The following is a 13504-nucleotide window of genomic DNA, read 5'->3' as shown; positions in this document are numbered from 1 at the left end:
ACCTAAGTTATGGCATAAGGCACTAACTTTGCTAAAATTGTAATTCCTTGTTGCTGGAGTTGTGGTTCACAAGCACCCAACCCCAAGCAGCCGTGTTGTCCATAAGGAAAACTTTTATCATGGCAAATTACGAAACAATGTATATCTTGCGTCCTGATCTCGCAGAAGAACAGGTCGAGCAAGCGGTTACAAGATACCAAAATATGCTCCAAGAGCAAGGAGCAACGCAAGTTGAAATCCAAAATCGGGGTAAACGTCGCCTTGCTTACGAAATCGCTAGGCACCGTGAAGGTGTTTATGTTCAAATGAACTACCAAGCCCCTGGAACGGTTATTGCTCAACTAGAGCGCGCAATGCGATTGAGTGATGAGGTGATTCGCTACCTAACTATCAAGCAAGAATCCTCAGAAATCGAAGATTCCCAAGAATCTCCCGAAGAAGCAACAGCAATCAGCTAGCAGCTGATTAGGTACAGCATCATTACTCCCGCTGCTCAAGCCCCACCAGGTAGAAAGCTGAAAGCGGGATAATGCCTTCATAGCCATAAAGGTGAGGTCATGGTATTTGCACTAAAACAAAATCTGTTTATATCAGTGACCAGCGCTTAGCGTAAATTTTTTAGATGCGCGATCGCTAAGAACTACTATTTCACCCCTGAGAAATAGTTTGGTACTACGGACTAGTGAAAAAGTATATGAGTTCGATTGAGATTATGCTTCGGTTGTACAGCACTAGCAAGTTTATAAGTTAGCGTTCTCTCCTGCAAAAACTAGCTGCACTGCCAATTGTGATAATTACGATCTTAGTGTTCGGGATAGTTGACTAACGTTGCTGATTTCATAGTTTACACTAATTGAACTGCTGCGCACAAATCAAAATACAGACATTTATGTTCGCATAAAGCAACTAAGCAGCTAAAGCGGGAGTTTGAGTCAATGTCAAAACGGCGTTGTAGTCTTCACAAATTTCAAACACTGAATCAAGCTGAGTAAGTTCTAAAATTAACTTGACAGGTTCCGGTAAATGGCATAGCACTAATCGGCAACCGCTTTCACGCGCTGCTTTCAGTCCTGTTATCAAAGCTACTAAACCAGTACTATCCATAAAGTCAACTTGCGATAAGTTGATTACCCATAGTGAATGACGCTGTACCATCAGGCGTGTCAATTGAGCCTCTAAGCGCTTACTACCGTCACAATCTAATCGTCCTTGAGGATGAAGTACAACCATGTGACCATTTTTGTGTGTAATATTCATATACCTTGTCGTTATGTGGTTAAGAAGTTGAGCGCAGAATCCAAAAAATTAAAAAGTTTCATCCTTTGGAAAAGCAACTTGTAAAAATACCCATTCTATGGATTGTTATTTATACGGATGCAGTCTTTAGATGAAACGAATGCTTGCGCCTATTTATGTAAAAGCAGTTGCTTTTTATGATGAGATGAAAGAAGTATGCCACTGATAACACTAAATAGATTGTTGTTTTTGTAACATTACTTCAACTATCGCCCTATAATCGGCAGTATTGGCTTATGTCGTCATCAATAGCTCATGCTTGTTGACTTAATACAATTCTACAGACATAGGTTTTAATCCCCCTACTATAAACACTGGTACAAAATGATTTCAGTAGTTTTGGGGAGCTTTACGGAATCTTTATGCGGCAGCGGCACTTATTTAAAGTTTTTGTGAAGTAGTATTAGGACATAAAAGATTTTAAAGATAATTAAAGGTTTGAGCCTTTGCGTTACTCTTTACGAGCAACTCAACAAAAGGTAGATTTTATTGCTCATCGTATTTCCTTAATTGACACCCTAAGCAAAACCGCGTCAAGATGGAGAAAACGTAAAACTTTGTAAAGGCTGCGGGAATGTCTCTGGAGTTTGTATCACTGGAGAAAATCCAGGAGTTTGCGCATCATTACGGCTACTGGGCAATATTTATAGGGATCTTGCTAGAAAACTTAGGTATTCCCATTCCAGGAGAAACCGTAACGTTGATTGGAGGTTTTCTAGCTGGTAGCAAGGAACTGAATTATTGGTTTGTGCTTGGTAGTGCCATTTTTGGCGCGGTTCTTGGTGGCACTTGTGGATATTGGATTGGCAGATATACTGGTTGGGAATTTATTCTTCGCGTTGCTGGCTTTTTTCGCATCCCCGCAGTGCGGTTGGAAGAATTGAAGGACAAATTCAGTCAAAATGCAACCAAAGCCGTCTTCTTTGGGCGATTTATTGCTTTACTACGCATTTTTTCGGGATTATTAGCCGGAATAGCTGGGATGTCTTTTGCTCAGTTCTTCGTTTACAACTTAGCTGGAGCAGCCGTATGGGCATCTGTGATGGTGACTTTAGCTTTCTTTGTCGGACAGGTTGTATCTTTAGAACAATTGGTTTCTTGGGTAGGTGAATTTGCGATTCTCGCCTTAGTTGTTGCGATCGCTTGGATTGTTGTTCCCTTGTGGTGGGAGTCGCGCCAAGTTAAGAAAGTTGCGAGTGAAGATTAAGAGCGGAGAGTAGGAGGGTTGTAGGGTTGTAGGAAAATCGTATCTTAATCTCGCCAAAACTCCCACACTCCCCATACTCTCCATACTCCTAACCTCGCACTTGCTTTGACCAAATTCGAGTTGGTAGTCCCCAAACGTAGATAAAACCTTCTGCGGCTTTGTGATCGAATTGATCGTCAGCGCCGTAAGTCGCTAGATCTGGAGTGTAGAGCGAATTATCAGACCAGCGTCCGACAATTGTTGCGTTTCCTTTAAAGAATTTAAGGCGCACAGTACCCGATACGCGCTCTTGAGTTTTTTGCACAAACGCATCAAGCGCACCTTTAAGCGGACTATACCACAGCCCGTTATAAATCATTTGGCTGTAAGTTTCTTCGATACCACGCTTGTAGTGCGTGACATCTGCCGTGAGTGTGAGACTTTCTAAATCGCGGTGTGCTTGAATCAAAACTAATAATGCTGGTGTTTCGTAAATTTCCCGTGATTTGATCCCAACCAAGCGGTTTTCTACCATGTCAATCCGCCCAACGCCGTGATTGCCTGCAATTTGGTTAAGTTGAGCGATGAGTTTTACAGGTGCGATCGCTTCTCCATTGAGTTGCGTAGGAATACCTTGCTCAAAGCTGATTTCAACATACTCTGGCGTATCGGGAGTATCGGCGATCGCCTTTGTCATCAAATAAATTTCTTCGAGTGGTTCGGTGCGGGGATCTTCTAATGGTCCGGCTTCAATACTGCGACCGAGTAAATTACGGTCGATACTATAAGGAGAAGATTTTTTGACAGGTGCAGGAATCCCAAAACGTTCGCCGTATGCGATTGTTTCCTCACGACTCATTCCCCATTCGCGCGCTGGGGCTAATACTTTCAAATTCGGGTTAAGTGCAGCAATGGAAACATCAAATCGGACTTGATCGTTACCTTTACCAGTGCAACCATGCGCGACGGCATCGGCACCATACTTTTGTGCGGCTTCTACCAAAAGCTTCGCGATTAATGGACGCGCCAAAGCCGTCGAAAGCGGATAGCGGTTTTCATACAAAGCATTTGCCTGAATTGCTGGAAACGCATAATCTTTGACAAAGCTTTCTTGTGCATCAATGACGAGTGATTCGCTTGCACCTGATTGCAGCGCTTTTTGTTTAATTGGCTCTAATTCATCTCCCTGTCCTAAATCTGCGGCTAAGGTAATCACTTCGGCAACGTCCCATTCATGTTTGAGATAGGGAATACAGACAGAAGTATCTACTCCACCAGAGTATGCCAGGACAACTTTAGTAGCACGACCCATTGATTCCTCGATTTGGCACAACAACGAGTGATTATTATCTAACTAATTTAGGCGCATTCTTGTCAGCCATGGCACAGAATTATTTGTCATTCCGTCATAAGCCACGATCAGTTATGGTTTGCTAGGACTCTGCGGCAATAGTATCAACGGGTAAAATTCATGACGACAGAACCATTAGCAAGCTTACCGTCAGCAAGTCCAGCTAATCGCTTTATGATGACTTTTGTAGGTGGTGCTAGGGGGAAGCGTGTTTTTTAGTGTTGTGATTCCAACTTACAATCGTCAGCCGATTTTAGCGAAGTGCTTAAAAGCGCTCGAACGCCAGAATTTAGCGGCTGATAGCGCCATTGAGGGCTACGAAGTTGTCTTAGTAGACGATGGTTCGACTGACGGCACGTTAGAGTGGCTGCAAGACAATGCTGCGGAGTTTCCGCACGTGCGATCGCTTCTACAAAACCACCAAGGACCAGCAGCCGCGCGTAATTTGGGTGTAGAACACGCGCAGGGCGATACGATTATTTTTATTGATAGCGACCTTGTTGTTACAGAAAATTTTCTCCAAGCACACGCTGATGGATTACAGCAAGGACAACAAACCTATGGTAGCGATCGCGTTTTTACCTATGGTCTTGTAATCAACACTTGCAATTTTGCCGATCCTACAGCCGAACCGTACAAAATTACGGACTTTTCTGCGGCTTATTTTGCGACGGGGAATGTGGCGATCGCGCGGCATTGGTTGGACAAAGCAGGGTTGTTTGATACGCGATTTCAACTTTATGGCTGGGAAGATTTAGAACTCGGAGTACGGTTAAAACAATTAGGCTTAAAACTCATCAAATGCCCTGCCGCAGTTGGCTATCACTGGCATCCGCCGTTTAACCTCAAGCAAATTCCTAACCTGATCGAAAAGGAAATTCAACGCGGGCGCATGGGTGTGTTGTTTTATCAAAAACACCCGATTTGGGAAGTGCGGATGATGATTCAAATGACTTGGCTGCACCGTTTGCTTTGGGGATTGCTTTCGCTGGGTGGCAATCTTAATGAACGTAGCTTAGCACCTGTACTTCAGTGGTTGATTGACCAGGGTAAACCGCAATTAGCCCTAGAAATTGCGCGAATTTTTCTGAATTGGTACAACGTTCAAGGTGTATATTCGGCTTACGCGCAAATGCAGTCTGCTGACCGCGCCAAGTAGAGCTTTTGATATGATACACTAGTAGAGTTGACCAAAATCACACATCCAGTTTTTTCGGGTGTTTCCGGTAAGGAAATACACCTGGATGGAGGATTAACCCGAAATTAGGAGAAAATATGCCAGTTGTCTCATTGGCGCAAATGATGGAGGCAGGGGTTCACTTTGGGCATCAAACCCGACGGTGGAATCCGAAAATGGCTCCTTATATCTATACTTCACGTAACGGAGTGCATATCATCGACTTGGTACAAACTGCCCAGTTGATGGATGAAGCGTACCAGTACACGCGCACTGCGGCTGAACAGGGTAAAAAGTTCCTCTTTGTTGGGACAAAGCGGCAAGCAGCAGGAATCATCGCGCAAGAAGCCGCGCGCTGCGGTTCGTACTACGTCAACCAAAGATGGTTAGGCGGAATGCTAACGAACTGGACAACAATCAAAACGCGTGCCGAGCGGTTAAAAGACTTGGAGCGCCGCGAAGAAAGCGGAGCGCTAGACTTGTTACCAAAAAAAGAAGCTTCGGTACTGCGCCGCGAGATGGCAAAGCTACAGAAGTATCTGGGCGGCATCAAAATGATGCGGAAAATTCCTGATGTGGTTGTGATTGTAGACCAGCGTCGGGAATATAACGCCGTGCAAGAATGTCAAAAACTAGGAATTCAAATTGTATCAATGCTAGATACTAACTGCGATCCCGATGTTGTTGATGTTCCGATTCCAGCCAACGATGACGCGATTCGTTCGATCAAGCTGATTGTTGGTAAGTTAGCCGACGCGATTTATGAAGGGCGTCACGGTCAGCTAGACGTAGAAGAGGAATACGACTACGAAGGTGCGGAGGAAGACCTCGATTACGACGAAAGCGAAGTCGAATACACTGACTCACTGCTACCAGATGAGGAAGCAGAACCAGCCGAAGACGAAGAAGAATAAAATAGCTTTTGGGAATGTGACCTAAAAGCTCGAATTTAGTTAAGTAGGAAATTGAGGCAAGATGGCGGAAATATCTGCACAAGTCGTCAAAGAGCTACGCGAAAGAACCGGCGCTGGAATGATGGATTGCAAAAAGGCGCTGAAAGAAAACAATGGTGATATGGACAAAGCCATCGAATGGCTGCGGCAAAAAGGTATCACCTCTGCTGACAAAAAAGCTGGACGCGTAGCAGCAGAAGGACTCGTAGGTAGCTATATCCACACTGGCGGTAGAGTTGGTGTGTTAGTAGAAGTTAACTGCGAAACCGACTTCGTGGCTCGTCGTGAAGAATTCCAAACGCTGGTGCGGAATATCGCCATGCAGGTAGCGGCTTGCCCGAATGTCGAGTATGTCAAAGTAGAAGATATCCCAGCTGATATCGTCCAAAAAGAAAAAGAAATTGAAATGGGGCGTGACGATCTGGCGAAAAAGCCAGACAACATCAAAGAAAAAATCGTTCAAGGTCGAATTGAAAAACGCCTGAAAGAGATGACTTTGATGGATCAGCCGTATATTCGGGATCAAAACATTTCTGTGGAAGATTTAGTGAAACAGGCGATCGCGCAGTTGGGTGAAAATATCCAAGTGCGTCGCTTTGTCCGCTTTGTCTTAGGCGAAGGTATCGAAAAGCAAGAAAGTAACTTTGCAGAAGAAGTTGCTGCGCAAATGGGTAGTAAGTAGAATTGGGGGTTAGGGTTTAGAGGTCAGAGGTCAGGGTGACTAGTGAGTAGTAATTAGTTTTGAGTTTTGAATAACTAGTCATACTTCACGGCTTATAACTCCCTGACCCCTGATCCCCGACCTTTGGCTCCTTAGTTTTTGAGGTAATGGCAACAATTGAACAAATTAAACGAGAGATTGCAGCTTTAGAAGAAGCGTGTCGAGTTCTAGCAGAAGAACTTTACGTGGCTTACAAAAGTTATTTCATCGCTTTAGGGCAAGCTATACGACAGCAAGCAGTTTTAGCAACTTATCACTTGTGTACGCAGGGCTACCCAGAAGCGTTTTTGAGTTTATCTTTTAATCAGCGGCAACAATTGCAGCAAGACATACGCCAGGTCATACGAGAAGCTACTGAGCAGTTGTTAACAATTTCTTCACAGGTTAAAGCGAAAGAAAACTCAGAAGAAGAAATTAAAGAAGACATTCAGCTAGAAGCGACTGAAGCGGCGTTGTTGGAATCTGTTAGCCCTCAACCATCAACTCCTAGCACAATACTTAAATTTCCTGCAAATCCGATCGAGCTTATCAAGTGGCAACAAAATATCGAGCAGGCGATCGCTTTGCAACTAAAAACAATTTCGCGGGAAATCAACTATTTACTTCAGCAAGCGAAGATTTTACCACAGAATCTTCCCTTTCCACTACTCGATGCAGCGTTAAACGCCCCTGAACTTCCAGCAGAAGCAACGGCGGGACCGCCGAACTTGTTAAACTTATTAGTAGAAGCAGAAAGCAACAGCGAGCAAGAAGAGTCTAGTGTGACAACGCTTGTCGCAATTTATCTAAGGCTAGGCGAGATTGAATTTGCAGATGCGACACTTAGAACTAAGCGTAACCAGATTCGTCAGCTAGAAACCCGAAGCCGTGCTTTATTGAAAGAATATTATAGAAAACAACGCGAGCAAGCCGTTGCCGAAGCCGAAGCAGCGTGGCGGGCAAGCTGGTTTGAAGATTAGCAGTGCGTACTATAAAGTTATAAAGGGGATTGGGCGATCGCGGCTCAGCCAATTTCTTATAGTAATAGAAGTAAAGCTTAAAACACTATTCAAGTTTTGAGTTTTTAATTTACTTCTTATCTCAACATTCAACACCGAGAACTCATAATCCGACATCCGACCTCTGACCCCTGCTGTATGACAGAATCACTAGATTTAGGGCGATTGCAAAAAGCGTTGGCAGTAGAAGCAGAACGCGGCTTCGCTGATTTAATAGGCAAGCAATATCGCTTTAGTGAATTTCTCTGTCTCAGTTTTGGTAAACCTCCGCTGACTCTGCCATCAGATGAACGTCAGCGCTGGCAAGAAATCGCGGCACAATTTGCGAAATATCCCGAATTGCCACTAGAAGAACGACAACACCTAGTCGCGGAAGCACGCAGATGCGTGTATCATACACAACGATATCAGCGGGGAGAAAATGTCACAAGCGAGCAAAGTCAAATCGAGCGATCGCCATACTCAACAAAAACAAAACTCCCGCCGACAACACCTTTAACACAATCACTACCAATAGAAGCCGCAACCCGCATTGCACCCAACCTAGAGCAGCCACTCAAAAGCTTACCCGAAATAGGAGCAAGAAGAAGTGGCTACTTAGCACGATTGGGGTTGTATACAGTACGCGACATTTTATTTTATTATCCTCGCGACCACATTGATTACGCGCGGCAAGTTAATATCAAAGAACTTCAAGCAGGCGAGACAGTCACGTTACTAGGCGCAGTCAAGCGCTGTACTTGCTTTAATAGCCCGCGAAATCCTAAATTAACGATTTTAGAACTTGTCCTCAAAGATAATACTGGTCAAATTCGGATTAGTCGTTTTTTTGCAGGGGCGCGATATAGCCATCGTGGTTGGCAAGAACAGCAAAAACGTCGCTACCCCGTGGGTGCAGTCGTAGCTGCTTCTGGGTTAGTTAAAGAAAGCAAATATGGTTTAACGTTAGAAGATCCCGAAATTGAAGTTTTAGCACATCCAGGAGATACGATTGACTCGCTAACAATCGGTCGAGTCGTACCAGTTTATGCTTTGACCGAAGGCGTAGGCGCAGATATGGTACGCAAGGCTGTCACTGCGGCTTTACCTGCGTGCGTCCATCTTAAAGACCCACTACCCTTTCGTCTGCGCGATAAGTATGGTTTGATGGAATTAAAAGCAGCGATCACCAATATTCATTTTCCCGCAGACAGTACTTCCTTAGAAGTGGCGCGACGTCGCTTAGTCTTCGATGAATTTTTCTATTTACAACTTGGTTTACTCCAACGCCAGCATAAAGCACGTCAAATTCAAAATGGTGCAGTTTTAGCGCGTACTGGGCAACTTATAAAAACATTTTATCAACTCCTACCTTTTCAACTAACTAACGCTCAATCGCGAGTTGTTAACGACATCCTCGATGACCTACAAAAACCAGTACCGATGAATCGTTTGGTACAAGGCGATGTAGGTTCGGGGAAAACCGTTGTTGCTGTTGTCGCCATCCTGGCGGCGATTCAATCAGGCTATCAAGCAGCGTTAATGGCTCCTACCGAAGTGTTAGCAGAACAACACTATCGCAAGTTAGTGGGCTGGTTTAATCTGTTGCATTTACCTGTAGAACTGTTAACAGGTTCTACAAAAACTGCAAAACGCCGTCAAATTCACGCGCAACTCGAAACAGGCGAATTACCGCTTTTAGTCGGTACTCATGCGTTGATTCAAGAAAAAGTCAACTTTCAGCGTTTAGGTTTAGTTGTCATTGACGAACAACATCGCTTTGGTGTGGGACAGCGGGCGCAATTACAGCAAAAAGGCGAATCGCCCCACGTCTTGACAATGACAGCGACTCCCATCCCGCGTACACTCGCGCTTACACTGCATGGCGATTTAGATGTTAGTCAAATCGACGAGCTTCCACCAGGAAGACAACAAATTCAGACAACAGTTTTATCAGGAAAAGAGCGCACTCACGCCTATGATTTAATTAACCGCGAGATTGCGCAGGGGCGTCAAGCTTATATTGTTCTACCTTTAGTAGAAGAATCCGAAAAACTTGATGTCCGTGCTGCTGTTGAAGAACATCAACGACTGCAAGAAAGCATTTTTCCGCAATATCAAGTAGGCTTACTTCATGGTCGGATGAGTTCAGCGGATAAAGACGCCGCAATCAGTCAATTTCGTTACAACCAAACACAAATTTTAGTTTCAACAACTGTAATTGAAGTAGGAGTTGATGTACCTAATGCAACAGTGATGATGATTGAAAATGCAGAGCGTTTTGGTTTATCACAACTGCATCAATTACGCGGTCGTGTTGGTCGGGGTGCAGCAAAATCTTACTGTCTTTTAATGAGTAATTCTAAAGCAGAGACTGCAATATCTCGCTTAAAAGTGTTAGAACAATCGCAAGATGGCTTTTTTATCTCAGAGATGGATATGCGTTTTCGCGGTCCTGGAGAAGTTCTAGGAACGCGACAATCAGGTTTACCAGACTTTACTTTAGCAAGTCTTGTAGAAGATCAAGAAGTTTTAGAATTGGCAAGAGCAGCCGCAGAAAAAGTCATCGAAATTGATGCGACTCTAGAACGCTGGCGTTTGATGAAAGCTGAGTTGGAATATCGCTATCAAAAATTAATGGGTGGCGCTATTTTGACGTAGTATAGATAGCCTAATAAGCGTTCATATTAGATGATTTGTGATGGTAATAGGTAATGGGTAATAGGTAATAACTATTCTTTCTAATGACCAATGACCAGTTACCAAATTTATATCTTACTAGTAAAACCGATAAAATTGTAGCAGAGGTATATAGTTAGACATTGCTACAAGTTGGCTATACCTAATAACTTAGTGAAACCTACTGGTAATAAAGTTATGATTCAATTTCAAAAAATATTAAGGGCGGGTAGTGCCATAACATCTATATTGTTTGGTGCAGCGTTAATGACAATACCATCAGCACCAGTCGCGGCGCAGTCAGTATTTATTGGTCAAGGAGTTCCTTACGGCGTCAGTCAACCGCAGAATGTCAGTTCCTTTATTTACGGTAGCCCAATTCCGACTCCTATGCCTGTAGATCCCGTAACTGGAATATCTGTGCGGCGTGCGCCAATAAATTCTTGGAGTTCCACGCCAACAAGGAGAACTGGTACAGTAGTTAACTCTACCTTGATTAATCCTGTGTTAGTTAATCCCAAAATTCAAGATTCAACGTTAATTAATCCTGTTATTCTTGATTCAGGGTATCGGCGTTTTAATAGAGTACCATCAGGCGTTATTTTTGTCCCTTAAGTGAGCGCAGAGGTGCAAGGAAGTTAAGAATGATGAATTTTGAGTTGAAACAAGTCTTTATAATTCACAACTCAAAACTCACAACTCAAAACTAATTCTTCGTCTACCCCATAAAATCTGAGGCGACAATCATTGAGCCAATACCACTATCGGTAAAGATTTCTAGTAGCAAAGCATGAGGAATTCTACCATCGATGATATGTGCAGCATGGACGCCTTGCGCAAGCGATCGCACGCAACAATTCACTTTCGGAATCATTCCACCACTGACAACACCTTGGGCGATTAGTTCCCGCGCTTGTTGAATATCTAGTTTATGCAGCAGGCTTGAAGGATCTTTATACTCTTTCAAAATTCCTGGTGTATCGGTTAGTAAAATTAACTTTTCTGCACCTAATGCGGCTGCAAGTTCGCCAGCAACTGTATCGGCGTTAATATTATAAGCCTGACCTGTTTCGTCGGCTGCGACACTGGACACAACAGGAATATAGCCATTTTTAACGAGTGCTTCCAAAATACTCACATCCATGTTAGTGACTTCTCCAACAAAGCCAATACCTTCTTGACCTTGAGGACGTGCTTTAATCAAATTGCCATCTTTACCGCACAATCCAACCGCTGAGCCACCAGCACGGTTGATTAGAGAGACAATTTCTTTATTGACGCGACCAACTAGCACCATTTCCACGACATCCATTGTCGCCGCATCTGTGACGCGCAAGCCATTTCTGAACTGCGCCTCAATTCCTAATTTATCTAACCAGCTATTAATTTCTGGTCCACCACCGTGAACAACAACCGGTCGCAGTCCCACATAAGATAAAAATACAATATCGCGAATAACTTTATCTTTAAGCGAACTATCTTTCATTGCTGCACCACCGTACTTGACAACAACGGTTCTTCCAGCAAACTGTTGAATATAAGGTAGTGCTTCGCTCAGTACTCGGACGCGGGTAGCTTCGGTTTCTCTAATGTATTCGCTATCGTTAAACATGAGTAGCTTTTATAAAGCATAAAAGTATGCACAGCAGTTTAAAAGAATTTGTGCTTGGCAACAATCTCAATTGCAACAATTTGAAATCTCAAATTATGATTGTGGGAGCGTGCTTGGCTGCTTCAAAACTTGCGGAATCTCTTGTAGTATCCGTGTAGCAAGTTGTTCTGGCGTTTCTTCGGAAGTGACAACAACTCGGAGATCAGCTTGTGAATAAAGCGGTTGTCGCTGTTGCAAGATCGTTTCTAACTGCGATCGCAAGTCTCCTGTTTGGAGTAATGGTCGAGTGTCATCAGCACTTAAGCGAGTAGAGAGTAATTCTGTTGGCGCATCCAGCCAGACAATTAAACCGTGGTGTAGATAACTCCAATTTTCGCGTTGAAGAACAATACCACCACCTGTGGCGATCGCTAAATGCGTATAAGCACAAACTTTTGCTAATACTTGAGTTTCTATTTGTCTAAACGCTGCTTCACCACTCGTTGCAAACACTTCGCTAATTGATTGTTGTGTTACTTGAGTAATAATCTCATCCGTATCGACAAATCTATAGCCTAGTTTAGTTGCTAAGGCACGTCCTACTGTTGTTTTCCCAGTACCCATCATGCCAACTAAGTATAAGTTGACTCCCTTCAATACGTTGCTTTGCCGATCTGATGTGTTCACAATACTATTATTCAACTCACTAAAACTGTAATATAGTATCTAAAATACTTATCTTTCTCTTTCCTCGACGTCACGGACACCCCCGCAGCTTTCGTCTGTTCTCTTCTGTAGTTCGTTCAAAAGTAGCAAAACTTAATCCTGCTTACTTAAATCGGCAGCCTTCTCTAGAGTAGAACGGCACAAATAATTTTGAATACTTCTTTTATTAAAAACAGAAAGACTTTGATGATTTCTCTGGCTTTGATAAATCCGATCGCTTAATTGTTCAGCGATATAAGTCGCAAAGCACTTCTTTTGAACGAGTTAGAGTAAATTACCAGCGATAGTATTCCGTCGTTGCAGAAAAGCGATTGCAATTCTAGGCTTCGTCCATAAAAATTCTCGCATCAATTGCCTTACCCCAAACTTTGTATGTCGTAACGATAGTATTGGCTTGCAAAACTGCTGTAGCAGATACATAATTTGTCTTGAAAGTCAAACTTTTTTATAGCCAGATGTTTCTAGTAGTTGCGCTACACGACTTTAATTTTTGATTTTAACCGAGTCTTCAAACGGAAGACTCAACATTTCTTCTACGTACTTATATAATCCATTTGATAAATCAACTATGTCTGATGTTACTACAATTTTGACAAATCATACTGGCAATTTCTGCTAGACTGTAACCGCAAAGTAATCTTCTGAGTAATGCTATCTCTACAGCATTCAGGAACTTTTCCTTTGTTTTGGCTAAATCCGAGTACAGTTATTCTAGATTCCAGAGTTTTTCTGCTGCTGTAAGATTTGTCTCGAATAGCTTTGTTTTAGAGTGCATTTTTACATTACCCCTTAATTTCTTTCGTTACAAAATAACAATGTATTTTATTTTTATAAATGCTAAATAGCA

12 protein-coding genes are annotated in these 13504 nt (G+C 43.1%); 8 read left to right on the top strand and 4 right to left on the bottom strand.

Going from position 1 to position 13504, the window contains the following annotated elements; all coding sequences use genetic code 11:
- Positions 1-116: 116 nt before the first annotated feature.
- Positions 117-458 carry a 30S ribosomal protein S6 gene (gene rpsF / locus GLO7428_RS14415; RefSeq protein ID WP_155824019.1) on the top strand — a complete coding sequence of 114 codons (342 nt, stop codon included), beginning with the start codon at positions 117-119 and terminating at the stop codon, positions 456-458.
- Positions 459-906: 448 nt separating this feature from the next.
- Here rpsF and GLO7428_RS14410 read toward each other — a convergent pair whose 3' ends face one another.
- Positions 907-1257 carry an STAS domain-containing protein gene (locus tag GLO7428_RS14410; RefSeq protein ID WP_015189299.1) on the bottom strand — a complete coding sequence of 117 codons (351 nt, stop codon included), beginning with the start codon at positions 1255-1257 and terminating at the stop codon, positions 907-909.
- Between the two features lie 613 nt (positions 1258-1870).
- Here GLO7428_RS14410 and GLO7428_RS14405 point away from each other — a divergent pair.
- Positions 1871-2503, top strand: a complete 633-nt coding sequence (locus GLO7428_RS14405; protein WP_015189298.1) for a DedA family protein — start codon at positions 1871-1873, stop codon at positions 2501-2503.
- A gap of 88 nt (positions 2504-2591) precedes the next feature.
- On the opposite strand, the gene GLO7428_RS14400 is transcribed toward GLO7428_RS14405, so the two are convergent.
- Positions 2592-3794, bottom strand: coding sequence for an argininosuccinate synthase (locus GLO7428_RS14400; RefSeq protein ID WP_015189296.1), 1203 nt, complete (start codon positions 3792-3794; stop codon positions 2592-2594).
- A 247-nt stretch (positions 3795-4041) separates the two neighbouring features.
- On the opposite strand from GLO7428_RS14400, the gene GLO7428_RS14395 reads away from it, so the two are divergent.
- From GLO7428_RS14395 to GLO7428_RS14370, 6 genes are all read left to right on the top strand, one after another.
- Positions 4042-4992 carry a glycosyltransferase family 2 protein gene (locus GLO7428_RS14395; protein WP_015189295.1) on the top strand — a complete coding sequence of 317 codons (951 nt, stop codon included), beginning with the start codon at positions 4042-4044 and terminating at the stop codon, positions 4990-4992.
- Between the two features lie 116 nt (positions 4993-5108).
- Entirely contained in the window at positions 5109-5924 is an 816-nt protein-coding gene (gene rpsB / locus GLO7428_RS14390) for a 30S ribosomal protein S2 (protein WP_015189294.1), read from the top strand.
- Positions 5925-5985: 61 nt separating this feature from the next.
- Positions 5986-6645 carry a translation elongation factor Ts gene (tsf, locus tag GLO7428_RS14385; protein ID WP_015189293.1) on the top strand — a complete coding sequence of 220 codons (660 nt, stop codon included), beginning with the start codon at positions 5986-5988 and terminating at the stop codon, positions 6643-6645.
- A gap of 146 nt (positions 6646-6791) precedes the next feature.
- Positions 6792-7643 (top strand): hypothetical protein, encoded by an 852-nt coding sequence (locus GLO7428_RS14380; RefSeq protein WP_015189292.1) that lies wholly within the window; start codon positions 6792-6794, stop codon positions 7641-7643.
- Positions 7644-7820: 177 nt separating this feature from the next.
- Positions 7821-10322 carry an ATP-dependent DNA helicase RecG gene (recG, locus tag GLO7428_RS14375; RefSeq protein WP_015189291.1) on the top strand — a complete coding sequence of 834 codons (2502 nt, stop codon included), beginning with the start codon at positions 7821-7823 and terminating at the stop codon, positions 10320-10322.
- A gap of 216 nt (positions 10323-10538) precedes the next feature.
- Entirely contained in the window at positions 10539-10955 is a 417-nt protein-coding gene (locus GLO7428_RS14370; protein WP_015189290.1) for a hypothetical protein, read from the top strand.
- 103 nt (positions 10956-11058) lie between these two features.
- On the opposite strand, the gene argB is transcribed toward GLO7428_RS14370, so the two are convergent.
- Both argB and GLO7428_RS14360 read right to left on the bottom strand, forming a co-directional pair.
- Positions 11059-11952: an acetylglutamate kinase gene (argB, locus tag GLO7428_RS14365; protein ID WP_015189289.1), complete on the bottom strand. Its 894-nt coding sequence runs from the start codon at positions 11950-11952 to the stop codon at positions 11059-11061.
- A 93-nt stretch (positions 11953-12045) separates the two neighbouring features.
- Positions 12046-12618 (bottom strand): shikimate kinase, encoded by a 573-nt coding sequence (locus GLO7428_RS14360; protein WP_015189288.1) that lies wholly within the window; start codon positions 12616-12618, stop codon positions 12046-12048.
- Positions 12619-13504: the final 886 nt, after the last annotated feature.

It is taken from the genome of Gloeocapsa sp. PCC 7428 (genome assembly GCF_000317555.1).
Taxonomy (GTDB): domain Bacteria; phylum Cyanobacteriota; class Cyanobacteriia; order Cyanobacteriales; family Chroococcidiopsidaceae; genus Chroogloeocystis.
This window is presented reverse-complemented; position numbering and strand designations above follow the sequence as displayed.

Excerpts from the sequence above, each read along its gene's own strand:
- tsf (WP_015189293.1), top strand. The coding sequence starts at position 5,986 with ATGGCGGAAATATCTGCACAAGTCGTCAAAGAGCTACGCGAAAGAACC.
- rpsB (WP_015189294.1), top strand. The coding sequence starts at position 5,109 with ATGCCAGTTGTCTCATTGGCGCAAATGATGGAGGCAGGGGTTCACTTT.
- GLO7428_RS14410 (WP_015189299.1), bottom strand. The coding sequence starts at position 1,257 with ATGAATATTACACACAAAAATGGTCACATGGTTGTACTTCATCCTCAA.
- GLO7428_RS14370 (WP_015189290.1), top strand. The coding sequence starts at position 10,539 with ATGATTCAATTTCAAAAAATATTAAGGGCGGGTAGTGCCATAACATCT.
- GLO7428_RS14380 (WP_015189292.1), top strand. The coding sequence starts at position 6,792 with ATGGCAACAATTGAACAAATTAAACGAGAGATTGCAGCTTTAGAAGAA.
- argB (WP_015189289.1), bottom strand. The coding sequence starts at position 11,952 with ATGTTTAACGATAGCGAATACATTAGAGAAACCGAAGCTACCCGCGTC.
- GLO7428_RS14405 (WP_015189298.1), top strand. The coding sequence starts at position 1,871 with ATGTCTCTGGAGTTTGTATCACTGGAGAAAATCCAGGAGTTTGCGCAT.
- GLO7428_RS14400 (WP_015189296.1), bottom strand. The coding sequence starts at position 3,794 with ATGGGTCGTGCTACTAAAGTTGTCCTGGCATACTCTGGTGGAGTAGAT.
- recG (WP_015189291.1), top strand. The coding sequence starts at position 7,821 with ATGACAGAATCACTAGATTTAGGGCGATTGCAAAAAGCGTTGGCAGTA.